Here is a 23,981-nt window from a genome sequence, read left to right as displayed (position 1 = left end):
CACGGGGGCGGCCTGGGTTCCACTTATTTTCTTCTAAGACCGATCATCAATCGATTGATCTGCCGGATCAACTCGAAACTGCTATATCTCATTGATGCGAGATCGAAAGTACTCGGCGGTTTCTTTGTCAGTGCAATACACATAGCATCCCTTCATTCCACGAGTCATTAGGGTTCTATACGTATTTTTGATAATCAGATTGGCCTCTGATCGTGCTCGATCATGGTCAGTCTTGAGCCGCGTCTTATAACCGAGAATAGTCTTATCATGCCGAACCCGGTGTTCGGCATTCGTCACCACTTGCCCGGTCTCGCAGACTGGCCTTCAACCATCGACAGAATGCGCCCGCCGTCTGCGCATGCGCGCTGTGTGCATGGACATAGGCGACGTAGCTCGCGCCCGAGCCGATGCGTTGATTGTCAAAACTAACCAATGAGCCAACCTGCAGTTGCTGCAGCACCAGCCATTGGGGCACCACCAGAAACCCAGCACCACCTATAGCTGCCGTCGCGGCCAGGAACAAGTGATCGTAGGTCGCCACGACGTGCAAGCGGTCGGGCGAGACGTCGGCAGCCAGCGCCCAGATCGCAATCACATCGGGACGGGATCGGGCCGCAACCATAGGCATGCGGATTTCCGGCTGTGCGTTGAACCGCTCGATCACAGCAGGTGAGGCCACGCAGATCAACTCTTCGCGCACCAATTCCCAGCACTCCGTTCCGGGCAGGCTGAGGTCGCGAGAAATCAGAACATCGAAATCGTCGGATGTCTGGGGAGGCGACAGGGAGGTGATCAGATCGATCTGCACACCGTGCTTGGCGGTGTAGGCGCCCAGCGACGGGATGACGACGGTCATCGCGAAACTGGGCAGTGAGGTTCTGACTTTCAGCCTGTCATGGCGTTGGCCGCGCTGAGCCAGTAACTGCATGGTGAGTTCAATGGTAGACAACGCGTCTTTCACCGCCTCGAACAGCTGCAAGCCGGGCGGCGTGAATTCGATCGTGGAACCCCTGCGCACGAACAGCCGACAGTCGGCGAAGGTTTCCAGCGTCGAGATGTGTCGGCTGACCGCGCTCTGAGTGATGCCCAGCGAGTCGGCCGCACGAGTGAAACTGCCGTGGCGACCTACCGCCACGAAGGCGCGCAGTGCGGTCAAGGGCGCATCGGGCGCTCTAGTATGCAAAATACTCATGTCTTCCCCGGGTATAGGAATACTGTCTCGGAAATCGCATTGAACAGATCGAGCTGATCTATAGAATGAAATTCTTCCAAACAAGAAAACAAAAGGGGTTCGAATCATGTTCGGTCGCATGTTCAAGCTATGTATTTTACTCATCGTGCTGCCTCTCTCCATGAGTATGGCACGGGCCGCCGATGTCGTGCTTTATTCCTCCAACAATGTCGAGACGGTCAACCGTGTGCTGGACGGCTTCGCCAAGGCGCACCCGGATATCAAGGTGTCGGTTGTGCGTGCGGGAACGGGCGCACTCATGCAACGCATCAAGGCCGAAGCCAACAATCCTCTGGGCGACATTTTCTGGTCGGGTGGGCTGTCCACCATCAGCGAGTTCCGCGACCAGCTCGCACCCTATGCTTCACCGCAAGCCGCCGCCGTACCCGCAGCCTATCGCGGCCCGGATAATCTGTGGCTAGGCACGAATACCCATGTGACCGTGCTGATGGCCAATCTCAAGCAGGTGCCTCAAGGCCAGTTACCCAAGGGTTGGGAGGACCTGGCTGACCCGAAATGGAAAGGCAAGATTGTCATTCCCGATCCTGAGCGCAGCAGCGCATCGTTCGTTGCGATGTATGGCCTGCACAAGCAGCTGGGGCTGGAGACGCTGACCAAGATTGCCCGCAACGCCGTCATCGTGGGCACCACATCAGCTGCGTATGAAGGCGTGGCCAAGGGCGAGTTTGCCGTCGCGGTCACCATGGAATATGCCGGATATGAATACATCGCCGGCGGCATGAAAGAAATCAAGCTGATTTATCCGGCAGAAGGCACGTTCCTGTCGCCCGAAGGCATGGCCATCATCAAGAACGGCAAAAACCCGGAACCGGCACGCAAGCTGTACGAGTACCTTGCATCCAAGGAAACCCAGACCGAGGTATTCAAAAGCGCCTATCGCCGCCCCTTGCGCCAGGACATCGACGTCAGCGCACTCGCTGCCTTGCCCAAGCTGTCGGACGTGTCGATTGTCCAGCTGGACGACGCGGCCATGGGCGCGCAACGCGCAGAATTCATCGCGCAATGGCGCCAGATCATCAGCGCCCGCTGATCCTCTTTCTGATCAGCGAGCACAAGCCATCATGCAAGTTTCATTTGAATCCATAGTCCAGAGCTATGGTGGACAGAACCTGTTCAACGACCTGGATCTGACCCTGCCCAGCGGCAAATTTTTCACCCTCCTTGGCCCCTCGGGTTGCGGCAAGACCACGCTGCTTCGCATGCTGGGCGGCTTTGTTCGGCCTGATTCCGGCAGGATTCTTTTTGGGGAAGACGATGTGACCCATGTGCCCGTGCACCGGCGTGGCGTGGGCATGGTCTTTCAGGATTACGCCTTGTTTCCGGACCGCTCCATCCTTGCCAACGTCTGCTATGGACTGGCGGCGCGCAAGATGCCGCCCGCCCAGGCACGCGAACGCGCCATGGCCATGCTCGACCGCGTGGGACTGGCTGCGTTCGCCGATCGCTCCCCGGCAGCGCTGTCCGGCGGGCAACGGCAACGGGTGGCGATGGCGCGCGCACTGGTCATCCGCCCCAAGCTACTGCTGCTGGACGAACCGCTGTCTGCGCTGGACGTGAAGCTGCGGGTCGAATTGCGCGCCATGATTCGCGACTTGCAGACCGAGGCTGGCATTACGACGGTATTCGTGACGCACGATCAGGAAGAAGCGCTGGCCATGTCCGATCTGATCGCAGTGCTGGACCGAGGTCGCATCGTGCAGATAGGAGCCCCTCGCGACATCTATGCTTTTCCCCGTACGGCGTTTGCCGCGGACTTCGTTGGCAGCGCCAATCTCATCGCCATCGAGCAGGAGCTGCCGGGGTCTGAGGCCGGACTGCGTCGACTGAAAACTGCAGCAGGCGTGCTCATCACCAGCCACGACGCGCCGGTTAAGCCCGGCTCATCGCTCGCCATCAGAAGCGAAGAAATGCTGTTCAGCAATGCAGCGGTGGCAGATGAAGGGAATTTGGCGGGTGTGATCGAGCATGTTGAATTTCGCGGAAGCCTGACCGGTTACGCCGTGCGCACAGCGGTGGGCATCATTCGTATCGACGTGCGCACGATCCACGACGGTGCGGTGCGCCGTACTGGAGATTCGGTGGTCTTGGCGCTTCCCCGTAACGCGCCCATCGTGGAGCCTTCATGATGCTCGGCTCACTCAAACGCGATCCGACCTGGCTCATCGTCGCTGTCATGGCTATCGGGCTGCTTGGCATCTTCCTGATCTGGCCGTTGATTGGCATGCTGGGCAAGTCCTTCATGGGCGCAGACGGGCAGATGGATCTTGGTGGATATGTCCGCTTCTTCTCCGACCCGTCCTATCGTGATGTGTTCTTCAACACGTTGATTCTGGGTGTGTCGGTCACCATCACCTCGATGCTGGTGGGAACTGCCATGGCGGTGATGGTCGCACGGTTCACCTTCCCGCTTGCTGGCCTGGTCACTGCATTGCCATTGATCACGCTGGTCATCCCCGACGTAGTCGTGGCCGCAGCCTGGTTGCTACTGCTGGGCAAGCAAGGCCTGGTCAACACGCTGATCTCGCCACTGGGCCTTGAACTGCCGTCACTGTATTCCTGGTGGGGCCTGGTCTTCGTGATGACTTTGAACAACTACGTCTATGCGTTTATCGCCGTATTGGTCGGGTTGAAATCGATTGATCGCAATCTGGAAGAAGCCGCATGCAGTCTGGGCCAGCCGATCGGACGGGTGTTGAGCGGCGTGACCTTTCCCCTGTTGTTGCCCTCGATATTCGCGGGTGCGTTGATCGTCTTCACTCACGTGATCGGCAGCTTTGGTGTGCCTGCCATTCTCGGCGCGCGAACGCCCGTGTTGGCTGTGAAGGCGTACAACGAGTTCGTCAGTGAAATGGGCGGAAATCCCCAGATGCAGACCACGATGGCGTCAATGCTTGTGTTTCTGGGTGCAGGGCTATTACTGATTCAGAAATTCGTCGTTGAACGTCGACAGTTTCAGATGGAATCAGGACGCAGTCCGTTGCCAATGAGTATATCCGGCGGCCGTGCAACCTTTGCCAGCGCACTCGTGCTGTTCATGGTAGGACTATCCATGCTGCCCGCCGTCGTCGTAATCATCACGGCCTTTACGCCGTCCATCGGTCCCGTGTTGCGTTATGGCGGCTTTACCTTGGCGCATATCCAGCACGCGTTGGTACGTGCACCAGAGCCCTTGTACAACTCCCTCTTTCTGGCTTCGATTGCCACAGCTGTCGGGCTGGTGTTCTCGGTTGCCTCGGCCTATCTCATCGTCAAACGCCGTTCGGTGCTGACCCACATCCTGGACGTGATGGTGATGCTGCCACTGACCATCGCGGGCACCGTGCTGGGCATTGCCTTGATTAACGCGTTCAACGCAGGCCCGATAGTGCTGACGGGCACCTGGGTGATCATGGCATTAGCGTACTTCTTGAGACGCATGCCCACTAGCGTGCGTGCGGCAGCCGGCCCGCTGCATAACCTGAAGGACTCCGTCGAAGAAGCATCAATGAGCCTGGGCATCCCGCCCTTGCGCAGCTTCATACGCGTTGTGCTGCCCGTCATCATTCCATCAGTGATTGCTGCTGCCGTATTGATGTGGATCACCACGTTATCGGAACTCTCCGCAACCGTGGTGCTGTATTTCGGCGGGATGAACACCATGCCCATCGAAATCTTTCAGCAGATCGACAGTGGTCGTATCGCCCTGGCATGCGCCTACAGCCTCGTCCTGCTTGCGACTATTTTCATACCCCTGGCGCTGGCGCGCTGGTTATTCAAGCTTAAAGTCGGAACGATAGAATGAACAACGACATAGACAATGTAGGTAAGGCGGCCGACCTAGAGCGTCCCTTCCTTGCTAATCGCGTGCTCGGCGCAAAACCTTCGGCGACCAAAGAAATGACTCGCATGGCCAACCAGCTCAAGCGCGATGGCCAGCACGTCATTGCGCTCAGCCAGGGCGAGCCCGATTTCCCCACGCCGCAACACGTACGCGATGCGGCAAAAGCCGCCATCGACCGCAACGAATCGCGATACACAGATGTGGCTGGCACTTTCGCCTTGCGCGAGGCCGTCGTCCGCAAGTTCGAACGCGACAACCAACTTCACTTTACACCCGAACAGATTCAGGTCGGCTGCGGTGCCAAACAGTTGCTCTACAACGCGCTGCAAGCCACCATCAACCCAGGCGACGAGGTTGTCGTGCCGACCCCCGCGTGGGTGTCCTACCCCGAGATGGTGTTGCTCGCCGGTGGAAAGCCCGTCATCGTTCGCTGCGGCGCAGGCACCGCGTTCAAAATCACGCCCGCCCAATTGGAAGCGGCCATTACGCCACGCACCAAATGGCTGATGCTCAACTCGCCGTCCAACCCCAGCGGTGCCGTGTATTCGCACGATGAGTTGGCCGCTTTGGCCGAAGTGCTCGTACGCCACCCCCATGTGTGGTTGATGGCCGACGACATCTACGAAAAAATCCGCTACGACGACACCCCCTTTGCCACTCCCGCAGCCATCTCGCCCGAGCTCGCCACGCGCACCCTCACCATCAACGGCGTGTCCAAAGCATACGCCATGACGGGATGGCGGGTCGGGTTCGGTGCCGGGCCCGTCGAACTCATCAAGGCCATGAACCTCGTGCAATCGCAGTCGACATCGCACACCAGTTCCATCAGTCAGGCCGCATCGATTGCCGCACTTGATGGCCCGATGGACTTCCTCCCAGGCTTCGTGGCCGCGTTCCGATCGCGCCGAGACAGCGTCGTCAGCAAGCTCAACGCCATCGACGGCCTGTCCTGCGATCTGCCCCCTGGCGCCTTCTACGCCTTTCCCAGTTGCGAAGGCCTGCTCGGCAGACGCTACGCCGACAATACCATCATCGCCACCGATAGCGATCTCGCGCTCTATCTGTTACGCACGGCCGGCGTGGCCATCGTGCCTGGATCGGCATTCGAACTCCCTGGTCACTTTCGGGTGTCCTACGCCGCGTCCGACGAAGACCTCGAGATCGCCATGACACGCATCGCCCAAGCCTGCGCAACATTGCGCTGAATGGACACAGGTTGCGCAACGAGGGCAACCTCCGGTAATCAATATGGATAGAACGGGACCAACTCAAATGACCAAGAACCAGATCCTGCGCAATGCACTGAACAGCGGCAAGTTATTCACAGCCATGGCCGCGCATAATCCCTTGAGCGCAAAGCTCGCCGAGCAGGCGGGCTTTGGCGGCATCTGGGGCAGCGGCTTCGAACTGTCAGCCAGTTACGCCGTACCCGACGCCAACATTCTGTCCATGGGCACCCACCTTGAGATGATGCGTGCCATGGCCTCCATCGTGTCCATCCCCATCATTGCCGACATCGACACCGGATTCGGCAACGCGGTGAATGTGCACTACATCGTGCCGCAATACGAAGCCGCCGGCGCGTCGGCCATTGTGATGGAAGACAAGACCTTCCCCAAAGACACCAGTCTTCGTGCAAATGGCCGACAGGAACTGGTTCGAATCGAAGAGTTTCAGGGAAAGATTGCCGCCGCTGCAGCATCACGCAAGGACAAAGACTTCGTGGTGATTGCACGGGTCGAGGCGTTGATTGCAGGGTTGGGGCAGGAGGAGGCAACCAAGCGCGGGCTGGCCTACGAAGAGGCGGGTGCGGATGCGATCTTGATTCACTCCAAGCAGAAGACGCCGGATGAGATTCTGGCTTTCGTCCATGCCTGGCCGGGCAAGGTGCCACTGGTGCTGGTGCCTACGGCTTATCCGGCATTGACGGAGGCGGACATCAGTGCGCTGGGGAAGGTTGGGGTAGTGATTTATGGCAATCACGCGATTCGTGCGGCGGTAGGGGCGATGCAGAAGGTGTTCGCGCAGATTCGTCGTGATGGTGGCATTCGAGAAGTTGATGCGGAGTTGCCTACGGTGGGGGAGATCATTGGACTGCAGGGGGATGAGGCGATGCGGAGGGTGGAAAAGAGGTTCTTACGGTAGAGGTGGGCTGTTCGAGTGGGGGCCGAGGAGGAAGCCTCTGAGGCGGTAGCCACTAACCCCTTTGGTACCTATTCAAGGTTTCGATGTCACACGAAGAGAGGCTGGAACGCAACCGGCCCATTTTTTTACCACCGCAAGATCAGCAAATTTACTCTAGAGATGTTCAGAGAAAAAACGCGTTATGTCTCGGACGGGTATGCCAGGCGCCGCGTGCAGATCATGGCGACGCACGAAGACAATGTAAATGTTGATTCGGCGAATCAACCTGGACGCGATGCGCCACCGCGCTCATGATGACGGCACTGCGTCTAACCAACCGATCCCGCTGCGCGGGGAATGGAGCGAACCGCCATGGCCTTGAGCCACCGTAGCAAAACCTTCCAGGCTTGTGCCCTGGCTCTGTCTGTCTTACCCGCGGACGCGTCAACCGCATCCGCTCCGGCCCCGCATGCAGTGTCGATCGCCGAAATGCTTCAAGCCCAAACTACGGGGCAGCTTAGCTGCGTAGACATCGCTCGCAACGCGCTGGAGACGATCAAACAGCGGGATTCGGAACTTAAAGCGTTCATCTCCGTCAATCCAGACCTGCTTGCAGACGCGCAAAAGCTAGACGCGCTGCGGAGCACTGGCACGGTGTTGCCGTTGCATTGCATACCGATAGCGGTGAAGGACAACATCGATGTAAAAGGCATGGTCACAACTGGAGGATCCGTTCTATTGCGGGGCAATGTGGCGGGTGCAGACGCGGATGCGCTAAGCCGGCTTCGCCGCGCGGGTGCGCTCGTCGTCGGCAAAACCAACCTCGACGAGCTCGCCGTGACTGGCAGCACCATCAGCTCGCTGGGTGGCCAGACGCTCAATGCCTATGACCGTACGCGATTCGCCGCCGGTTCCAGCGGAGGCTCCGCGGTAGCCGTGAGCACAGGCATGAGCTTGTGCGCGCTGGGTACAGAAACGGTTAATTCGCTGCGCAACGCTGCCAGCTCAGCAGGCGTGGTGGCGATGCGTAGCACGCCGGGCCTAGTCAGTCGGCGCGGCGCTATCCCGCAATCCTCAACTATGGATGTGGTCGGCCCTATCTGCCGTTCGGTGGACGATGCCGCACGGCTGCTTGCCGTCATGGCAGATCCCCAGCCCTCAGACGCCGAGGCGGCGCGCGCAGCAGTGGAGCTGCGAACAGGCTTGCCCACGCCCGCACCCCTAGACGGCAAGCGCTTGGGCGTGCTCGTGAATCTCTTCGGCAACGGGCCGGAGCACGAGTCCGTAAATGCGATCATTCGCACGGCGTTGGGTGCTCTGCGTGCACAGGGGGCCAAGATCATCGAGATTAATGACGCCGAATTTGATTCCGACTTAAGCAGCAAACGGCTGAACGTGGCAAATTACGAGTTCGGCCCCTTATTCGACGCTTTCTTAGCGCAGCTGCCTGAGGGCACTGGGCCGGCCTCGCTGCGTGCGTACGTGGAGGCTGGTCAGTATCCCGCTGGAATGAATAAATTCCTGCAACAGTCCGTGGCTTGGCAGGCTCCCTTGGCCATGCCCGAGTACCGCGACGCACTACAGTACGGCGACACTCTACGCCGCAAGATACTGGGTTTGATGGAGACACAGGCACTGGATGTACTGGTCTATCCGGCGCAGAAACGTCCGCCCTTGGCCGTGGGAGAAACGCCCAGGCCGGAACGGAACGGCATATTCGCCTCGGCCCTGGGCTTTCCCGCGATCGACCTGCCCGCCGGCTTTACTCCACCCGACGCTAGTGCGCCGGCCGGACTACCGGTCGGGTTGGACATGATGGCTAAGCCTGGCGACGACGTGCGCCTACTGAGCCTTGCACTGGCCGTCGAACATACCTTGCAGGTGTTTCCCAAACCTCCAGCGGTGGATCGGCATTGACAGCGCTCTGCGCACATTTCCGCGACAATTGGCCCTAGTCCGGCACGTAGCGGGCCCGGGGCCGGATCAGCAGCGGAGAGCTGTACTGCTCCAGCGCATGCGCATTCCAACCGACGATTCTACTGACCACGAAAATCCGCTCGCATGCGTCGGTCGGCAATTGCAGCAGCTGCGTGGCCGCAGCCAGGGCGAAATCGTTCTTGGGCAGCAAGCCGTACGTGGCGTGGGCCGTTTGAAGCAGTCCGTCGATGCACGCCATGTCGCGGTTGGACGCGATGGCCCGCAGGTCGTCGAGCAGGGCCGTCGCGCGCGGATCGCCCTTGGGATAGAGCGGATGATTGAATCCCGGCAACGCTCGGCCACCTGTCACGCCCGAAGCGACAAGCGCGGCTGGGTCCGCGCCTTGCAACGTGGCACCGATCAACGCCATCACCGCCGAAAAGTTTGCATGTCTAACGCCGCTGGCTGCGCAACAGCCCGCGAGCGTGGAGGCATAGGGCGATGCCATGGTTGATGCGACGCAGCGCAACGCGAAGCTGGACGGATTCAGTTCGTGGTCGGCGTGTAGCACGAGCGCGCGGCGGATGATATTCGCCGCGCCGGCAGGCCCGCCCCAGGCTCGCGCCATGGCCTCGTGTATAGGAACGTCGCGCAGGTCATTGCCAACCGCGATGGTCGCGCCAGCACGCAAGATGCGACTGGCATGCAGGAGCTGCTGATTGCGGCTTAACACCTCGCGCGCATAGACCTGGTCCATATTCGCTAGCAGCCATTGGTGAAAGCGAGGCAAGAAGCGCTCGCCGCAGGTGCCTGCGCTGTCCACCACACCCGCAATGCCAGTCTCGGGCAGGCTGTCCACGTTCCACAGCAAAGCAGCAGTTTGCTCGAGCGTGGCAGTTTCGCTGAGGGCAATGGCGTCCTGGCCGCGAAACCATGGCCTGCCAGCCTTTATTGCGCAGATCTGGCTATCCAGCACCGGCAATCCAAAACTAAGAGAAGCCCGCGCGGCGTTGCCTGCACTGCGGCCGCGATCGCGCTTGCGCGCGTACTCCTCCACCTCCCTACGGTTGTACTGGCTCTTACCCGTGATGGGATCGATCACGCGACCAATACGGCCTCGGCTGACGTAGGAGTAGAGCGTGCGCAGGGATATCCCAAGCAACTGCGCCGCTTCATCGGATCCGATCAGCGGAATCCGACTTTTTTCGCGGAATGTGTGGCTTTCCATGCATTGATTCGATGAATCTACGTTGACCCAAATAGTGTGGCCGATAAGATCGTCGGACACAACACAATATAGAGAAGGAGTTCATGGCATGCGCAGCCATTCAATCATTTTGGAAACTCGCAAAATAGGAGTATCCCACCGCGTCGCGGACGTCGGCCTGCATGTGATCGGCGTAGCGCCGCGGTCTAACTGGAGCTTCCTCAAGCTCGTTATGGACGATGGGCGCTGCGGCTGGGGTGAGTTGACCTTGCGCGCCCATGAAGATGCAATGAGCGGCATCCTGACGCGCATGATGCCGTCGATCCGTAACCTATCTTTGGACGACCTCGCAGCGCTTTGCAAGGCCTACCCCGGCATGCCTGCCGGGCGCGCAGGCAACGCGGTGATGAGCGCGTTGGATCAGGCCTGCAAGGACCTTGCAGGCCAGTATCTGGGCCAGCCAATCTGCGATCTGTGGGACGGAGCTGATCGCTCGCCCTTACGGTCCTACGCGACCGTCAATCGCAGTGTCAGAGAGCGCACTCCTACAGGCTTCGCTGAAGCTTGCAAGGCGGCTGCTTCTGCGGGTTTTCAGGGCATCAAGATCATGCCGTTCGATGCGGTGACGCCGCAGACGGCATCGTCCTCCGAAGGCGAGGCTGAGGTCGGGCGCGCCGTGCAGCGTATCCTGGCGGTGCGCGAGGCGATCGGTCCCGACTTGCCATTGATGGTCGACTGCCATTGGCGCCTTGATGGTGCCGCCGCCAGACGCTTCATCGACGCTTTGCGTGAGGCTCGCCTGCACTGGCTTGAATGCCCCGTCCCGGAGTCATCCGAATGGCACGACATCATCCGCACTCTGCGCACGCACGCAAATCACGCGGACATGAAATTGGCCGGTGCCGAAAACATTATTGGCGCGGCCGGCGCACTACCTTTCCTGGCACAGGGACTGTATGACGTCATCATGCCCGATATCAAGTACTGCGGCGGTTATGGCGAATTCTCCCGCATCGTCGCCCTGGCGGCCAATCACAACGTGACTGTCTCGCCGCACAATCCTTCTGGACCGGTAGCCCATGCGCACACAGTGCACGTGTGCTCAGCGCTGGGCATCACCGAGGCGGTCGAACAGCAGTTCGCCGAGTCGCCATTGTTCGAGACCGGTGTGTGCGGCTACGCACCGGAGCTGCGTGACGGTCATTTCCTCGCAGGTACCGCACCCGGCCTCGGCATCGCCGTCGAGGAAGCCATTTTGGGAGACCATCCGCCCGGCGACATCCCGCTCTCGCTGTCCGATCCCAGCTTCGCTTAACGCTTCCAATAGCGTGCAGGAGACACCCTATGAATGAACGACGCAAATTTCTCTCTGTGACCATGGCCATGGTGGCTAGCGCGGGGATGCGCCCGGTCTGGGCGGCTTCGAGCTATCCCGATCGGCCAATACGGTTGATGGTGCCCTATGCACCTGGTGGCGGCTCGGATGTCCTGGCGCGTGTCGTGGCACGCGCTCTGACGGAAAGGCTAGGCGTCAGTGTGGTAGTCGAGAATCGCGGCGGTGCGGGCGGTGCCATGGGGTTGGAAACGGTGGTGCGATCCCAACCTGACGGCTACTCCCTTGTCCTACTCTCGACCTCGCATGCCTCCAATGGAGCAGTAATGCGACTGAACTATGATGTCGTCAAGGACACCAGCGCCGTGGGCTTGATCGCATCCGGTCCCTGGTTACTCGTGACAGGAAAGGACACCGGCTTTACTCGCTTGGAGGACTTGTTGCGCGAGGCGAAGCAAAACCCCGGCAGCCTGAACTACGCTAGTTCGGGCACTGGATCGTCGACGCATCTGGCCACGGAGCTGTTCGCTCGTAAGGCTGGTATTTCGGTCTCCCACGTGCCGTACCGCAGCAGCGGGCTGGCGTTGACCGACCTATTAGCAAATCGAGTTCAATTCATGTTAGCGAGCGCGGCGTCGGTGACGTCCTATGTCCGTGACGGGCGCTTGCAGGCCTTATGCGTATCCACGGAGAGCCGCAGTCGTCTGCTGCCTAATATCCCGACAGCGCAGGAGGCCGGCGTGCCAGGGTTCTCGGCGACCTTGTGGCACGGCCTCGCGGCGCCGGCGGGAACGCCGGAGGCTGTGATCAGCTTGCTCAACACGCATTTGTCCCAAGCGCTACAGGCACCCACACTGCGGGACCAGTTCGCCAGGGAAGGGCTGGAGCCCAAACCCTCCACGTCTCAAGAGTTCGCCGAGATGGTGGCTACCGAAGTTGAGGTGTGGCGCGAGGCGGTGACCACGGCTGGAATAAAACCAGGATAATCTGCCCCTAACACGGCCCCGGCGTGCCCCTTCTGCGCCAGCGCATCTGTCTCGTGTGTCGGCATCGAGGGGCACACGGCTGCCACCACTCTCTGGTCGCTCGAGGACTCGTGCTTGTGGACTTGCGTGGCAAAGCCCAGCGCAAGTTGCGGGTGTACTGGCGCAGGCGGCGCCTTCGCGTAGCCTGTTGAAAGATGGAAATGCCTATGCCAATGTATTGGACCTGGCCGACCAAATTGGCGTGAACATCGTGTCCGGGAAAAACTGAAAGGCCTTGTGGTTGCAGACTGAGCGCTACGCCGGCATGTCCGCCGGATGATCCGCCGGCTCGCGGTTCAGTTTCGCGCAACGGTACAACCCCTCCCGGTCCAGGATCGTCATCCCGCCATAGTGGGTCTGCAGTATGCCCGCCCGAGCCAACCGCGTCAGCGCGGTGTTGCAGCGCTGGCGCGACACGCCGCACAGGCTGGCGATTTCTTCCTGGGAGATCTTGAGGCGGCCATTGGTGCCGGAATGCTGCTCGGCGTTCAGCTGGGCGGCGACCGCGCGGGCGACGGTGGTGTCGACGTCCAACAGCACATTGCCCGTGTAGCTGGCCATCAGCCAGTTGACGCGCTGCGCCAGGTGCATCATCAGCGCCTTGGTGAACTCGATATTGTTGTTCCACAGGCGTTCACAGGTGTCGCGCGGCAGGATCGCGACCTGGCTCGGCCGCAGCGCCACCACTTCGTATTCGAACGGCTCGCGGCGGATCATGGTGGCCTCGCCGAACCAGCTGCCGGTGCTGAAGCCGGCCAGCGACAGCGATTTGCCGTCCGAGCCGCGCGACGACCATTTCACCAGACCCTCCACCACGCCGTACCAGCCCAGGGATTTCGAGCCTTCGCGGAACAGGCGTTCGCCCGGCTGCAATGACACCACCCGCAGTTCGGCCCGCACCACCTCGCGTTCGAGCTGCGGCAGGCCGTTGTACCAGGGCACGACGGCCAGCATCCGTTCCACCGGGTCTTGCCCGGCTCGCCGCTTCGGGCTGGCAGGTTCATGGCCGGTTCCGGCCGCTGCTGCGCGCATGGTTGTCCCCGTTTCGCCGTGGTGAGGGCGCCCAGGTATAAACCCTAGGGCGCTTTGTCAACATGATGACTGTTCGCATTTGGGGCCAGTCCGAGAATATTCGGGGCCCCTGAGCCAAAAAACCATAAGAGGAGACAGGTATGTTGTCAATGCGACGCAGGTTTTCGCGCGCTGTCCTGGCCGGCGCCATCGCGGGTGCCCTGCTGCACGCGGGCGCGGCCCAGGCGCAGGTGTCCGACGATGTGATCCGGATCGGCTTCATCACCGACATGTCCGGCGTCTATTCGGGGCCGGACGGCCCTGGCGGCGCCGAGGCCATCAAGATGGCCATCGAGGAGATGGGCGGCGAGATCAACGGCAAGAAGATCGAACTGCTGACGGCGGACCACCAGAACAAGGCGGACATCGCGTCGGCCAGAGCGCGCGAGTGGTTCGACCAGCGTGGCCTGGACATGCTGATCGGCGGCACCAATTCCAGCACGGCGCTGGCCATGTCGAAGGTGGCCACAGACAAGAAGAAGCCGATCATCGTGGTGGGCGCGGGCGCGCCGGCCCTGACCAACGAACAGTGCACGCCCTATACGCTGAACTATGCCTACGACACCGTGGCGCAGGCGCGCGGCACCGGCGCGGCGGTGGTGAAGGCGGGCGGCAAGAGCTGGTACATCCTGACGGCGGACTATGCCTTTGGCCATGCGCTGCAGGCCGATACCGCCAAGGTGGTCGAGGCGGGCGGCGGCAAGGTGGTCGGGTCGGTGAAGCATCCGCTGTCGACCAGCGATTTCTCGTCGTTCCTGCTGCAGGCGCAGGCCAGCAAGGCCGAGATACTGGCGCTGGCCAATGCCGGCGCGGATGCCACCAACGCGATCAAGGCGGCCAACGAGTTCGGCCTGACCGAGACGATGCGGCTGGCCGGCATGATCATGTTCATCAACGATATCCACGCCATGGGCCTGGACACCGCGAAGGGCATGTACCTGACCGACAGCTGGTATTGGGACGCATCGGACGAGACCCGGGCCTGGGCGCAGAAGTTCTACGAGCGCCGCAACGCCATGCCGTCGTCGCTGCAGGCGGCCGACTATTCGGCGGCCATCCAGTACCTGCGCGCGGTCAAGGCCACCGGCACGGACGACGCCGACAAGGTGCTGGCGTATCTGCGCGAGAACAAGCTCAACGACGTGTACATCAAGAACGGCGTGGTGCGCCCGGACGGCCGCGTGGTGCATGACATGTATCTGCTGCAGGTCAAGACGCCGGAGGAATCGAAGGCCCCCTGGGATTACTTCAAGGTGGTGCAGACCATCGACGGCAATGAAGCCTTCACCACCAAGGCGGAAACCCGCTGCGCCCTTTGGAGATAAGAGAACCGCCATGGCAAAACGCAAAGTGATCGTAACCATTGCCCCCACCGGGGGCATGGCGTTCAAGAGTCAGAACCCGCATCTGCCGACTCAGCCGGCAGAGATCGCCGAGGACGTCTACCGCTGCTACAACGCCGGCGCCAGCGTGGTCGCGCTGCACGCGCGCCGCCCCGACGACCAGGCCACCTGCGATGCGGCCATCTACCGCGACATGAACCAGCGCATCCGCGAGCGCTGCGACATCGTGCTGAACAATTCCACGGGCGGGGGCGTGCACGGCGACATGGTCAGGGAGACCACGCCGGGCACCTGGGAAATCCTGTGGGAAGAGCGGCTCAAGGGCATGGACGCGGGCGCCGAGATGTGCACGCTGGATGCCACCACGCTCAATCTGGCCTTCGGCGACCGCGAATACCTGATGAACACGCCCCTGACGCGCGCCCGCGAGCTGGCGGCGGGCATGAAGGCGCGCGGCATCAAGCCGGAGTGGGAGGTGTTCAGCCCGACCCACATCCTGCAGGATGCGACGACGCTGATCAACGAAGGACTGGATGAAGAGCCGCATTTCATCAACCTGGTGATGAATGTGCACCGCAACTTCCAGAACGCGATGCCGTTCTCGCCGCGCCACCTGCAGATGATGGTGGACCTGCTGCCCAAGAACAGCATCTTCTGCGTCAGCGGCATCGGGCCGTCGCAGCTGGAGGCCAACATCAGCGCGCTGCTGCTGGGTGGCCACGCGCGGGTCGGCCTGGAAGACAACCTGTATTACCGCCACGGCGAGCTGGCGACCAACGTGCAGCTGACCGAGCGCATCGTGCGCATCATCCGCGAGCTGGACATGGAGCCCGCGACGCCCGCCGAGGCGCGCGAGATCATGGGGTTGCCGCTGCGCAGCGGCGTGCGGCCGGAATTCGCGCTGTGAGAGCGGCGCGGTATTTTTCCAAGGATGTAGCCTGATGATCGAATCGTTGAAGGGCAAGCGGGTCCTGATCACCGCCGGCGCGGGGGGCATCGGTCTGGCCATCGCGCGCAAGTTCCTGGCCGCTGGCGCGCAAGTGCACATCTGCGATGTGGCTGCGGAAGCGGTGCAGGCCGCCGTGCAGGCGCACCCCGGCTTGAGCGGCAGCGTCACGAACGTGGCCGACGAAGCCCAGGTGCTGGCCATGTTCGCGGAGTTGGCCGAACGCTGGGGCAAACTGGATGCGCTGGTGAACAACGCCGGCGTCTCGGGCCCCACCAGCCGGCTCGAAGACACGGACCTGGCGGCGTGGCAGGCCACGCTGGACGTCAATCTGACCGGCACGTTCCTGTGCGCTCGCAGCGCGGTGCCACTGCTGCGCGAGGCGGGCGGCGGGGCCATCATCAACATCTCGTCGGTCGCGGGCCGGCTGGGCTTTTCGCTGCGCAGCCCCTACAGCGCAAGCAAGTTTGGGTTGGCGGGGCTGACGCAGACCTGGGCGATGGAACTGGGACCGTCCGGCATCCGCGTCAATTCGGTACTGCCCGGCGTGGTGGCGGGCGATCGAGTCGAGCGCATCATCGCCGCGCGCGCGGTGGCCGGCGGCTTCAGCAACGATGCCATGCGCGCGCAGCTGGTGGAAAAGGTGTCGCTGCGCAAGATGACCCAGCCCGAGGACATCGCCAACCAGGTGGCGTTCCTATGTTCGGACGAGGGCGCGATGATCAGCGGCCAGAGCATCTCGGTGTGCGGCAACGTCGAATACCTGGGGTAGCGAGGATGCGGCGGGGCAGGCGGGCTATACCAGGGCAGTGAGTCTGGGCGCCTCGATGCGGATCGGCTTTGCGATATCGCGGCGCCATTCTTCCGTATGGCCGCCCGGGCCCGGGTTCCACTTATTTTCTTCCACGGCCCATCATCAACCGATTGATCTGCCGGATCGGGTCGAAACTGCTATATCTCATTGATGCGAGATCGAAAGTACTCGGTGGTTTCTTTGTCAGTGCAATACACATAGCATCCCTTCATCCCACGAGTCATGAGGGTTCTATACGTATTTTTGATGATCAGATCGACCTCAGCTCGTGCTTGATCAGGGTCAGTCTTGAGCCGCGTCTTATATCCGCGAATCGTCTTGTCATGCCGATCCCGGTGTTCGGCATTCGTCACTACTTGCCCGTCACGCACGACAAGGTCATCGCCAATGATTACGCCGATGTAGTCCACCTCCAAGCCCTGGCAGGTATGAATGCAGCCGACTTGTTCGATGGACTTGGGCGCGATGATCCAGAGACTGCTGTCTTTATCTAAATTCCATTGGCGACGATAGTCCCCAATGACGATGTCACTAGCCTGAGGGTTCTTTTTACTCAACCAAGGCCAACAATAGCCAGCAACGACGCGTGCCTTGTTTTCACCGTTCTTGGCTTCTATCGCGTCATGCAATGCTTGTGGCGAGTCAAAGACCTGAAAATCATATTCGTCGACATTTAGTACAGGATTCGCCGTCGGACGAATATCAAGAGTATTGTCCAGCCAAGCCAGATAGCCATCGGAACCACTGCATCGAAATTGTGATGCGAGTTCGTATTCCTCGATCAATGCACCTTTCGCCTTGGCAAAATCACGAATGGCCTGTTTGGTGCCGATATCGTTCAGCGTGACACGCTGGTCCTCATCGATGAAAAAGATGGTGCATGCCGAGGCGTTGACCAGTTCCTTGACCTGGTTTTCGCCCAAGTTTCCATATAGCCCACTCTTTTCGTTCAAACGATGCGCTTCGTCGACGATCAGGAAATCGTACGAGTCGGGTTCAACGTCAAAGAAACGCCCGGAGCCGGAGAACAGGCTGGCGAATTTTGTCTTGGTAATGGTTCCAACCAACTTTGACTGATATACCTCGCGTGGTGCGGCGTTCTTGGAAACGTATTGTCCCAGCAGGCCTGAACTGGTCAGCCGGACCAGAAGGTTGATGGCGAGTACCGTCTTGCCTGTGCCCGGGCCGCCTTCAATGATGATGACCTTTGGCGTCTCGGGCGACGCAGTACGGCCTGCGGCCAAGGCAGCCTCAAATACCTCTTTCTGATCATCGATCAGAACGAATTCCGGTTTGGCCGTCAAAAGACCTTTCAGGGCATCCGCCAGTGCTTTCGATGGACGAATACGGCCGTTTGCGAGCTCGTACAGGATCTCTTTTGAGTCCCCGTATTTAACATGCTTTTTGATGAAATCTCGTAGTTGCTGCCGCTCTCTCGCGCCCTTTAAAAAGAGCGGAGCCTTGATCGTATATCCAGAATAATGGGGCGCGTCTATAACGCCGTCGCGCGGGTAGTTATGCAAATAGGCGCATGGCTTGATGGCAATACCGCCGTCGTACACGGCCTCGTTGAAACCCTCGAGCAACGAGGCGTATGACCAGGCTTGGTACGAGGGGTGCACAACCTCTCTTTGGCCTCCGCCCAGATACGTCGCGACAATAGCGTCTTTGTCGGTTGCGGCGGCTTTTTCCCATTGCTTGAGTTCGATGACGACAACGTTCTTGTTGCCTGCGTCATCTCTGCCCGTCAGCGTGACATCAATTCGCTTTGACGATTGCGGAATATGCAGTTCGACGGCGACGCCCATATCATCGGGAATGTCGTCATCGCGTAGCACCATCGCAATGTGATTGAGCGACTCTCTCCAAGAGCGGACCTCAGAATTGTTGACGCGTTTCCCCGTCGCTGTCTTGAAGCTGGTCAGGATGACATTTTCAATATCGTCATAGTCAGTGTGATGTAGAAACTGTTTCTTATCAGCTTCATAGACGATCATTGCTGTGGGCTCCTGGCAATGGTGACTTTAGAGTTCTGTGTATTTCTTGCTTGAACCTCTGGCCTTGTCGGCAGGGTATTTGGCTGCGTTCTTTTGTAGTTTTGCTTGAACAGCCTCATTGAGATCGACGCCCAGTACTGATGCCAGACGGACGAGGTAAAGCTGCACGTCTGCGAGTTCGTCCCTCACTGCTTGAGCGGTATCAGGGTTGGTGCCAGCCGTGAGCGATTGGGCTTCGGTCATCCATTGAAAGATCTCCGTGAGTTCGCCAACCTCTCCGGTGAGAGCCATGACCAGATTTTTGGGGGAGTGGAATTGGGCCCAGTCGCGGTCTGTAGCGAACTGATCCAGCGCCTTGCTAAGCGGCGTTACGTTGATCAGCGGCTCTGTTGGTGAGCTGTCGTGGGAAGATTTAATCACGGGGCTTGTCCATATGCGTACTTCTACTTACGCGACATGTTACCCGGTTGCTGGATATTGATAAATTATTGCGTTAAGCCGGTGTTCGTCCTAGCTTGCGCAGCGTTGTCCGGAGCTTCACGTGCCCAATTGGGATTCGGCTATTGGGAGCGTGATTGCGGCCATTGCGTTCGTGCGTCGCACGACATTAGCCAGGAGGGGCGATTTCATAGTGTGTGCTTCGCCCACCCGCTTTGGTTTTGCGTAGAACGCCGTGCTGAAGTAGCTCGGTGATATCCCGCAATGCGGTGTCCTGCGAGCATTTAGCCAGCGCTGCCCATTTACTAGTTGTCAGTTTCCCTTCAAACCCATCCAGGAGTCGATTCAGCACTTTGATCTGGCGTTCATTCATCGGGATAGAAGCTGCGTGCTGCCAGAACTTCGCTTTGGTGAACACTTGGTCAAGCACGACATGGGCACGTTCGATGGACTTGAGCAGCGTGGCTAGAAACCAGTCTAGCCACGCAGTCGCATCCATGTCACCCTTCTGTGTGCGTTCGAGGATGTCGTAGTAGGCTTTCCTCTCGCGTTGAATTTGCGCGGACAGGCTGTAGAAGCGTTGTGGGCTGCCGTCTGCACGAGTCAACAGCAGGTCGCCGATCGCACGCGCAATGCGGCCGTTGCCGTCGTCAAACGGGTGCAGAGTGACGAACCATAGATGACCGAGGCCGGCACGAATGAGGACGGGTTCTTTCTGTGCAGAGTCATTCAGCCATGTCAGGAAACGCGTCATCTCTGTTTCTAGTCGGTCAGCGGGGGGGGCCTCGAAATGCACCTTTTCCCGGCCAATAGAGCCCGAAACGACTTGCATGGGGCCTGTGGCGTCGTCTCGCCAACAGCCCACACGGATGGTGTTGATGCCAGAATAGCCGGTGGGAAATAGGGCGGCGTGCCAACCGAATAGGCGTGCAGTGGTTAGAGGGGCCATCGCGTTGGTGGTGGCATCCAAGACCATGTCCACAATGCCTTCGACGTGGCGGTCAACCGGCTCGAGGGCACCGATGTCAACGCCCAAGCGACGCGCGACCGAGGACCGAACCGAGGCGACGTTTAGTGTTTCGCCTTCAATTGCGCTGGTTTGCACGACGTCTTCGGTCAGAGCAGCCAGGCTGGCTTCGTCACGTAGCGCCATACCTACATCTGCCAGACGGCCGAGTAGCAGGCCCTGGGCGCGACTGACGAGCGCCAGAGGCTCTGCCAGAGCGGCGAGGTCGTATTGCCAGTCAGGCCAATGCGGCGATTGCCAGATGTATTCACCGTAATTCATGCGGTGATTGTGGTGGAGTTTCGGCGCATAGTCAACTGTGATACGGGCCAAGTAGTACCTCAGACCGTCTGGGCCGCGCACAATGCCAATCAGTATTTATTAGAGCGACCACATCCGGAAGAGCATATGACTGAGCAGCAGCAGACGGACAAGAATTCAGCAGATATACATCGTGCCAACGCAACAAGGAAAAGCCCCACTAACTCGCATCGCTATCCATCCACACTCGCTTCCGACACCCTCAAAGGACACCCAATTACCGTGCGAGTGGGCTATGGCGAGCTCGGGATGTTGCTAACGTCCCATACGCTTCATGTGTCCCAGGCTGTCCTTCAGCCGTTCGATATCCTCGAACAAGCGCAGACTCCCTGCCAGATCGCTTATGTATCTCTGCTGCATGACGACCGCTTTCTGCAGGCTGCGTAGAACTGTGTCGGGGGAAACGTCGGTGGAGGGAGGAATTCCATACGCCTGCCGAAAACCGCGTTCGACGTGTTGGATTTCCTCATCCAGTTCGCCGATCTGCTCTTGGAGAATCTTGTTGTAATGCTGCAGTCGATCTTCGCTGATATCGTTCAGCGCCTGCTGGGTGATGTGCTCGAGCTCCAATTGCAACGCCAGTAGCGTCAACAGGTCTTTCTTCTTATAGGCAAGATTGGCTCGCTGCATCAGGGCGGTCTTGCGCAACCGCTCTTGCGCATCTAGTTCGCGATCGGGGTGCAAGGCGCTGGCGAGCTTACGGTAGACCTGCCGGATGGATTTGCTCAACTCCGCCTGCGTGGAATCCTGCAACGTCTGAGCGGCACGTTTTTTGGGTGACGCTTGCTTTCGGGCGGCTCGTCGCGCTTCCTTGGCTCGCTCTCTGGCATCGTCTCGCGCTCGCATCTCGGCATCCAATCGCCGCAGCAGTTCATCAGGCGAATCGAAATCGCCATCGTCACCCGCCTCAATGCCGAGGACCGCGTCTGGGGTGGGACTTTCAATTTCCAGCTCGACCACCGTTTCACTGTCGTAGTCGGACCGGCTATGCATGTTGTAGATTGCCTTGACCGCCACGTCATCGCAGGCGTCGACCAAACGGCCCGCCATGTCCGCAATCAGATCCGACAGGGTACGCCGCTCGGCTTTCGTCAGGCTTTTGTTATCGAACGCGTCATTGAGAAGATGGACCATCTTGATCTGTAGATCTGTCGACTCCCGCTGCAAGGGCAACAGGCCATCAACATATTTTTTCTGAAACGTCGGCCGCATTTCTTCCCAGATGAGCAGACGGGCCCGTCGCTCTTCGATCTGCTTGGTCAGGGCATTGAATGTCTCCTGTCCCTTGGAGAGTCTCGCCTCGCCAAGTCCGGCCACGATATTGACTGCCTGTCCGCACGCCTTGTTCATAAAGAAACAGTCTTGCCCGCCTCGGTGGAAACAGGTGGCATTGTAGTGGGCGCGTATCAGCGCCATGGCATGCCGCATTCTGACCGACAGCAAGTATTCCGACGGCGTGACGCCATGCACGGCCTTGAACGTGCGCGACCGGCAGCTGGCAGACCATCGTTCATGATCCCCGGGTTTTGTGGCCAGACACACTGTCGATAGGGCCTGAAGGTTACCTGTACTTCATCGCCAACCAACTCCAACGGCAGGCAGGATTCCATGATGGCAAGGATCTACGCGACAAACCCTACAGCCTGCTGCGCGTGAAAATCGACGCTGCTGCGGCTCCAACCTACTGATACGGGGATGCGGATATTTTCAATAGCGGCGTTGGCATGCAGATTTGCGTTTGCATAAAGCTTACAATAACCTGAATATCTTCAGGGCTAGATCCCGCGCATCAAAAAGGCGCGGTACCCTACCTGTCTGCCAGTCAAGAAGCCCGCATGGGCTCCTTGACTGCCCAGCTTTATTGCAGCAATCGCTACGGAGTTATCTATGAACCCCCAAGATCGTCAAGCCATCGACAGTGTCTTTGCCCGAATTGAAGAAGTCGAGCGTCAAGGCGCGCCTCGGGATAGCGAGGCTGAGCGCCTGATTCAGGAGCGCATTCAGCAAAACCCCCAGTCCGCCTATTATTTGGCTCAGACCGTCCTGATCCAGCAAGAAGCGTTGAAGAACGCGCAGCAAAAGTTGCAGGAGCAGAATCAGAGCAATCCGTCTGCGCCCGCCGGCGCAGCGGCACCGTCAGCGACGGACTTTGGTAGACGAGGGGCGGGGCAGCCTCCGGCTGCGGCGCCGTTGTCGTCGGGCTTTGGCCGCAGTAATGCCGGTGGCGGTGGTTTTTTGGCTGGTGCCATGCAAACCGCGGTCGGTGTTGCCGGAGGCATGATGCTGGGTAATCTGTTGGGTGGTTTGTTCGGCGGCAATGATGCGCAGGCTGCCGAGGCGCCTGCCGAAGAACCTGCCGCAGCGGCACCGGAAGAAAATCAAGACGTGGTCAACGACGATGGCGGTTTTGATGACGGTGGTGGTTTCGACGATATCTGATTGATACGTCCGAGCCGATAGGCTTTCAACTGCAAATTTAGTCACGTTGTAATCGCCGTGCCCACCCATACCGATGATGCCGGCGCCAGAGGAGAGGCTCACGATCCGACCTCTTTTGGTGCGCCGCATTAGCGGCAGTGCCGCACGCGTTACCTCAATCAGACCGAAACTTGGACTTCGAATAGGGAGCGATACTCGTCTGACGTAGCCCACCCCCCGTTTATGGGGTAGAGCCTAGAGCCGTAAATACTAGGGATTTTTGAGTGGTGCCCGGGGCCGGAATCGAACCGGCCCGCCTTGCGGCGGGGGATTTTGAGTTGGCGTGCGAAGGTGCTTGTCTAGGGAAGCGGGGTGAAGCTAAGAGTAGTTTGAGGTAGATAAAAGTACTTGTTAATCAGTTGGTTATCGTAATTTAGTGAAACTAGCGAAAACTGATTTGTGTACCTGTACTGTACCGAAATGACTACCTTCAGTACAGTCAAAACCCAATATGCCGTAGTCCAGATAGGCCTATGTAGATAGGTAGGGCGACTTTGGTCCTACCTATTTGGTCATAGAAGAGGTTGGCTTGTTATTGGTGATCCCCACTCGATTGTCATTTGCAAATAAATTTCTTTATAAATCAACGCACCATGCTCATAGCCAAGCCTGATGCCATGAAAAATACCATGTGACGCCAAGAGAAGTCATCGGATAGCGTTCAACCTCCAGCCTTGCACCGTTTCTCCCGCTCGGCGTCGGCCAGGTCGCCGGGCCATCTCGCCAATTTGGCATCGGTGAGGCTCGCCAGGATTTGCGGCAAGTTCATCGTCCGGTGCGGAGGGATTGGCAGGTCATTGGACGGCGGGCCGTCGGTGATGAAACACGGCTCGGCCGAGCCAGTTTGATTCATCAGGTGCGTCATGCTCATTTCTCCGGTCTAGTGGCT

21 protein-coding genes and 1 pseudogene are annotated in these 23,981 nt (G+C 59.4%); 12 read left to right on the top strand and 10 right to left on the bottom strand.

Features of this window, described 5'->3' with window-relative positions:
• Nucleotides 1–81: 81 nt before the first annotated feature.
• Together CAL20_RS25925 and CAL20_RS23405 are read right to left on the bottom strand one after the other, a co-directional pair.
• Nucleotides 82–297 (bottom strand): DNA/RNA helicase domain-containing protein, encoded by a 216-nt coding sequence (locus tag CAL20_RS25925; RefSeq protein ID WP_373558320.1) that lies wholly within the window; start codon nucleotides 295–297, stop codon nucleotides 82–84.
• Nucleotides 266–1,192 (bottom strand): LysR family transcriptional regulator, encoded by a 927-nt coding sequence (locus CAL20_RS23405; RefSeq protein WP_094839172.1) that lies wholly within the window; start codon nucleotides 1,190–1,192, stop codon nucleotides 266–268. The genes CAL20_RS25925 and CAL20_RS23405 overlap by 32 nt, the downstream gene beginning before the upstream one ends.
• Before the next feature lie 106 nt (nucleotides 1,193–1,298).
• Between CAL20_RS23405 and CAL20_RS23400 the strand changes: the two genes are divergently transcribed.
• The 6 genes from CAL20_RS23400 to CAL20_RS23375 all read left to right on the top strand — a co-directional run bounded on the left by CAL20_RS23400 (nucleotide 1,299) and on the right by CAL20_RS23375 (nucleotide 9,113).
• Nucleotides 1,299–2,282: an ABC transporter substrate-binding protein gene (locus CAL20_RS23400; RefSeq protein WP_094839171.1), complete on the top strand. Its 984-nt coding sequence runs from the start codon at nucleotides 1,299–1,301 to the stop codon at nucleotides 2,280–2,282.
• Between the two features lie 31 nt (nucleotides 2,283–2,313).
• Entirely contained in the window at nucleotides 2,314–3,378 is a 1,065-nt protein-coding gene (locus CAL20_RS23395; RefSeq protein ID WP_094839170.1) for an ABC transporter ATP-binding protein, read from the top strand.
• Nucleotides 3,375–5,033, top strand: a complete 1,659-nt coding sequence (locus CAL20_RS23390) for an ABC transporter permease (protein WP_094839169.1) — start codon at nucleotides 3,375–3,377, stop codon at nucleotides 5,031–5,033. Before CAL20_RS23395 ends, CAL20_RS23390 begins: the two co-directional genes overlap by 4 nt.
• Nucleotides 5,030–6,277 carry a pyridoxal phosphate-dependent aminotransferase gene (locus CAL20_RS23385; protein WP_094839168.1) on the top strand — a complete coding sequence of 416 codons (1,248 nt, stop codon included), beginning with the start codon at nucleotides 5,030–5,032 and terminating at the stop codon, nucleotides 6,275–6,277. The genes CAL20_RS23390 and CAL20_RS23385 overlap by 4 nt, the downstream gene beginning before the upstream one ends.
• A 67-nt stretch (nucleotides 6,278–6,344) precedes the next feature.
• The gene (locus tag CAL20_RS23380) at nucleotides 6,345–7,217 is read left to right on the top strand and encodes a phosphonopyruvate hydrolase (protein ID WP_094839167.1); all 873 of its coding nucleotides are present in this window, start codon (nucleotides 6,345–6,347) and stop codon (nucleotides 7,215–7,217) included.
• A gap of 468 nt (nucleotides 7,218–7,685) precedes the next feature.
• On the top strand, nucleotides 7,686–9,113 hold the full coding sequence (locus CAL20_RS23375) for an amidase (RefSeq protein ID WP_179266729.1): 1,428 nt from the start codon (nucleotides 7,686–7,688) through the stop codon (nucleotides 9,111–9,113).
• 34 nt (nucleotides 9,114–9,147) lie between these two features.
• Here CAL20_RS23375 and CAL20_RS23370 read toward each other — a convergent pair whose 3' ends face one another.
• Nucleotides 9,148–10,341, bottom strand: coding sequence for a citrate synthase family protein (locus CAL20_RS23370; protein ID WP_094839165.1), 1,194 nt, complete (start codon nucleotides 10,339–10,341; stop codon nucleotides 9,148–9,150).
• An 88-nt stretch (nucleotides 10,342–10,429) separates the two neighbouring features.
• Between CAL20_RS23370 and CAL20_RS23365 the strand changes: the two genes are divergently transcribed.
• Both CAL20_RS23365 and CAL20_RS23360 read left to right on the top strand, forming a co-directional pair.
• Nucleotides 10,430–11,635: a mandelate racemase/muconate lactonizing enzyme family protein gene (locus tag CAL20_RS23365; RefSeq protein ID WP_094839164.1), complete on the top strand. Its 1,206-nt coding sequence runs from the start codon at nucleotides 10,430–10,432 to the stop codon at nucleotides 11,633–11,635.
• Nucleotides 11,636–11,664: 29 nt separating this feature from the next.
• Nucleotides 11,665–12,639 (top strand): Bug family tripartite tricarboxylate transporter substrate binding protein, encoded by a 975-nt coding sequence (locus tag CAL20_RS23360; protein ID WP_094839163.1) that lies wholly within the window; start codon nucleotides 11,665–11,667, stop codon nucleotides 12,637–12,639.
• A gap of 294 nt (nucleotides 12,640–12,933) precedes the next feature.
• On the opposite strand, the gene CAL20_RS23355 is transcribed toward CAL20_RS23360, so the two are convergent.
• Nucleotides 12,934–13,710, bottom strand: coding sequence for a Crp/Fnr family transcriptional regulator (locus CAL20_RS23355; protein WP_256981717.1), 777 nt, complete (start codon nucleotides 13,708–13,710; stop codon nucleotides 12,934–12,936).
• A gap of 140 nt (nucleotides 13,711–13,850) precedes the next feature.
• Between CAL20_RS23355 and CAL20_RS23350 the strand changes: the two genes are divergently transcribed.
• Genes CAL20_RS23350 through CAL20_RS23340 form a run of 3 tightly spaced genes read left to right on the top strand, consistent with a single transcriptional unit; the run spans nucleotide 13,851 to nucleotide 16,810 of the window.
• On the top strand, nucleotides 13,851–15,074 hold the full coding sequence (locus CAL20_RS23350; RefSeq protein WP_373558316.1) for an ABC transporter substrate-binding protein: 1,224 nt from the start codon (nucleotides 13,851–13,853) through the stop codon (nucleotides 15,072–15,074).
• A 10-nt stretch (nucleotides 15,075–15,084) separates the two neighbouring features.
• Complete coding sequence (locus CAL20_RS23345) at nucleotides 15,085–15,999, top strand: 3-keto-5-aminohexanoate cleavage protein (protein ID WP_094823467.1); 915 nt, start codon at nucleotides 15,085–15,087, stop codon at nucleotides 15,997–15,999.
• Nucleotides 16,000–16,033: 34 nt separating this feature from the next.
• On the top strand, nucleotides 16,034–16,810 hold the full coding sequence (locus CAL20_RS23340) for an SDR family oxidoreductase (RefSeq protein WP_094839162.1): 777 nt from the start codon (nucleotides 16,034–16,036) through the stop codon (nucleotides 16,808–16,810).
• A gap of 179 nt (nucleotides 16,811–16,989) precedes the next feature.
• Here CAL20_RS23340 and CAL20_RS23335 read toward each other — a convergent pair whose 3' ends face one another.
• The 4 genes from CAL20_RS23335 to CAL20_RS23320 all read right to left on the bottom strand — a co-directional run bounded on the left by CAL20_RS23335 (nucleotide 16,990) and on the right by CAL20_RS23320 (nucleotide 21,964).
• Entirely contained in the window at nucleotides 16,990–18,849 is a 1,860-nt protein-coding gene (locus CAL20_RS23335; protein WP_094839161.1) for a DUF2075 domain-containing protein, read from the bottom strand.
• Between the two features lie 27 nt (nucleotides 18,850–18,876).
• The gene (locus CAL20_RS23330) at nucleotides 18,877–19,269 is read right to left on the bottom strand and encodes a nucleotide pyrophosphohydrolase (RefSeq protein ID WP_094839160.1); all 393 of its coding nucleotides are present in this window, start codon (nucleotides 19,267–19,269) and stop codon (nucleotides 18,877–18,879) included.
• 187 nt (nucleotides 19,270–19,456) lie between these two features.
• Nucleotides 19,457–20,575, bottom strand: a complete 1,119-nt coding sequence (locus CAL20_RS23325; protein WP_094839159.1) for a Fic family protein — start codon at nucleotides 20,573–20,575, stop codon at nucleotides 19,457–19,459.
• A gap of 294 nt (nucleotides 20,576–20,869) precedes the next feature.
• A complete protein-coding gene (locus tag CAL20_RS23320; protein ID WP_094839298.1) occupies nucleotides 20,870–21,964 on the bottom strand; it encodes a molecular chaperone DnaJ in 1,095 nt (364 codons plus the stop codon).
• 537 nt (nucleotides 21,965–22,501) lie between these two features.
• Here CAL20_RS23320 and CAL20_RS23310 point away from each other — a divergent pair.
• Nucleotides 22,502–23,053: a DUF2076 family protein gene (locus CAL20_RS23310; RefSeq protein ID WP_094839158.1), complete on the top strand. Its 552-nt coding sequence runs from the start codon at nucleotides 22,502–22,504 to the stop codon at nucleotides 23,051–23,053.
• 21 nt (nucleotides 23,054–23,074) lie between these two features.
• Here the strand turns inward: CAL20_RS23310 and CAL20_RS25920 are convergent.
• Both CAL20_RS25920 and CAL20_RS23300 read right to left on the bottom strand, forming a co-directional pair.
• Nucleotides 23,075–23,266, bottom strand: a pseudogene (locus CAL20_RS25920) (SDR family NAD(P)-dependent oxidoreductase); the annotation flags it as partial.
• A gap of 487 nt (nucleotides 23,267–23,753) precedes the next feature.
• Nucleotides 23,754–23,957, bottom strand: a complete 204-nt coding sequence (locus CAL20_RS23300; RefSeq protein ID WP_143277097.1) for a hypothetical protein — start codon at nucleotides 23,955–23,957, stop codon at nucleotides 23,754–23,756.
• Nucleotides 23,958–23,981 lie beyond the last annotated feature (24 nt).

The organism is Bordetella genomosp. 4 (assembly GCF_002261185.1).
GTDB lineage: Bacteria > Pseudomonadota > Gammaproteobacteria > Burkholderiales > Burkholderiaceae_B > Bordetella_A.
This window is presented reverse-complemented; position numbering and strand designations above follow the sequence as displayed.

Bases quoted from the DNA above. Each gene is read 5' to 3' on its own strand.
- CAL20_RS23300 (WP_143277097.1), bottom strand. From the start codon at position 23,957: ATGACGCACCTGATGAATCAAACTGGCTCGGCCGAGCCGTGTTTCATC.
- CAL20_RS23370 (WP_094839165.1), bottom strand. From the start codon at position 10,341: ATGGAAAGCCACACATTCCGCGAAAAAAGTCGGATTCCGCTGATCGGA.
- CAL20_RS23320 (WP_094839298.1), bottom strand. From the start codon at position 21,964: ATGAACAAGGCGTGCGGACAGGCAGTCAATATCGTGGCCGGACTTGGC.
- CAL20_RS23350 (WP_373558316.1), top strand. From the start codon at position 13,851: ATGTTGTCAATGCGACGCAGGTTTTCGCGCGCTGTCCTGGCCGGCGCC.
- CAL20_RS23335 (WP_094839161.1), bottom strand. From the start codon at position 18,849: ATGATCGTCTATGAAGCTGATAAGAAACAGTTTCTACATCACACTGAC.
- CAL20_RS23310 (WP_094839158.1), top strand. From the start codon at position 22,502: ATGAACCCCCAAGATCGTCAAGCCATCGACAGTGTCTTTGCCCGAATT.
- CAL20_RS23400 (WP_094839171.1), top strand. From the start codon at position 1,299: ATGTTCGGTCGCATGTTCAAGCTATGTATTTTACTCATCGTGCTGCCT.
- CAL20_RS23365 (WP_094839164.1), top strand. From the start codon at position 10,430: ATGCGCAGCCATTCAATCATTTTGGAAACTCGCAAAATAGGAGTATCC.
- CAL20_RS23340 (WP_094839162.1), top strand. From the start codon at position 16,034: ATGATCGAATCGTTGAAGGGCAAGCGGGTCCTGATCACCGCCGGCGCG.
- CAL20_RS23355 (WP_256981717.1), bottom strand. From the start codon at position 13,710: ATGCGCGCAGCAGCGGCCGGAACCGGCCATGAACCTGCCAGCCCGAAG.
- CAL20_RS23385 (WP_094839168.1), top strand. From the start codon at position 5,030: ATGAACAACGACATAGACAATGTAGGTAAGGCGGCCGACCTAGAGCGT.
- CAL20_RS23375 (WP_179266729.1), top strand. From the start codon at position 7,686: ATGCTTCAAGCCCAAACTACGGGGCAGCTTAGCTGCGTAGACATCGCT.
- CAL20_RS23360 (WP_094839163.1), top strand. From the start codon at position 11,665: ATGAATGAACGACGCAAATTTCTCTCTGTGACCATGGCCATGGTGGCT.
- CAL20_RS23395 (WP_094839170.1), top strand. From the start codon at position 2,314: ATGCAAGTTTCATTTGAATCCATAGTCCAGAGCTATGGTGGACAGAAC.
- CAL20_RS23390 (WP_094839169.1), top strand. From the start codon at position 3,375: ATGATGCTCGGCTCACTCAAACGCGATCCGACCTGGCTCATCGTCGCT.
- CAL20_RS23345 (WP_094823467.1), top strand. From the start codon at position 15,085: ATGGCAAAACGCAAAGTGATCGTAACCATTGCCCCCACCGGGGGCATG.
- CAL20_RS23325 (WP_094839159.1), bottom strand. From the start codon at position 20,575: ATGAATTACGGTGAATACATCTGGCAATCGCCGCATTGGCCTGACTGG.
- CAL20_RS23405 (WP_094839172.1), bottom strand. From the start codon at position 1,192: ATGAGTATTTTGCATACTAGAGCGCCCGATGCGCCCTTGACCGCACTG.
- CAL20_RS23380 (WP_094839167.1), top strand. From the start codon at position 6,345: ATGACCAAGAACCAGATCCTGCGCAATGCACTGAACAGCGGCAAGTTA.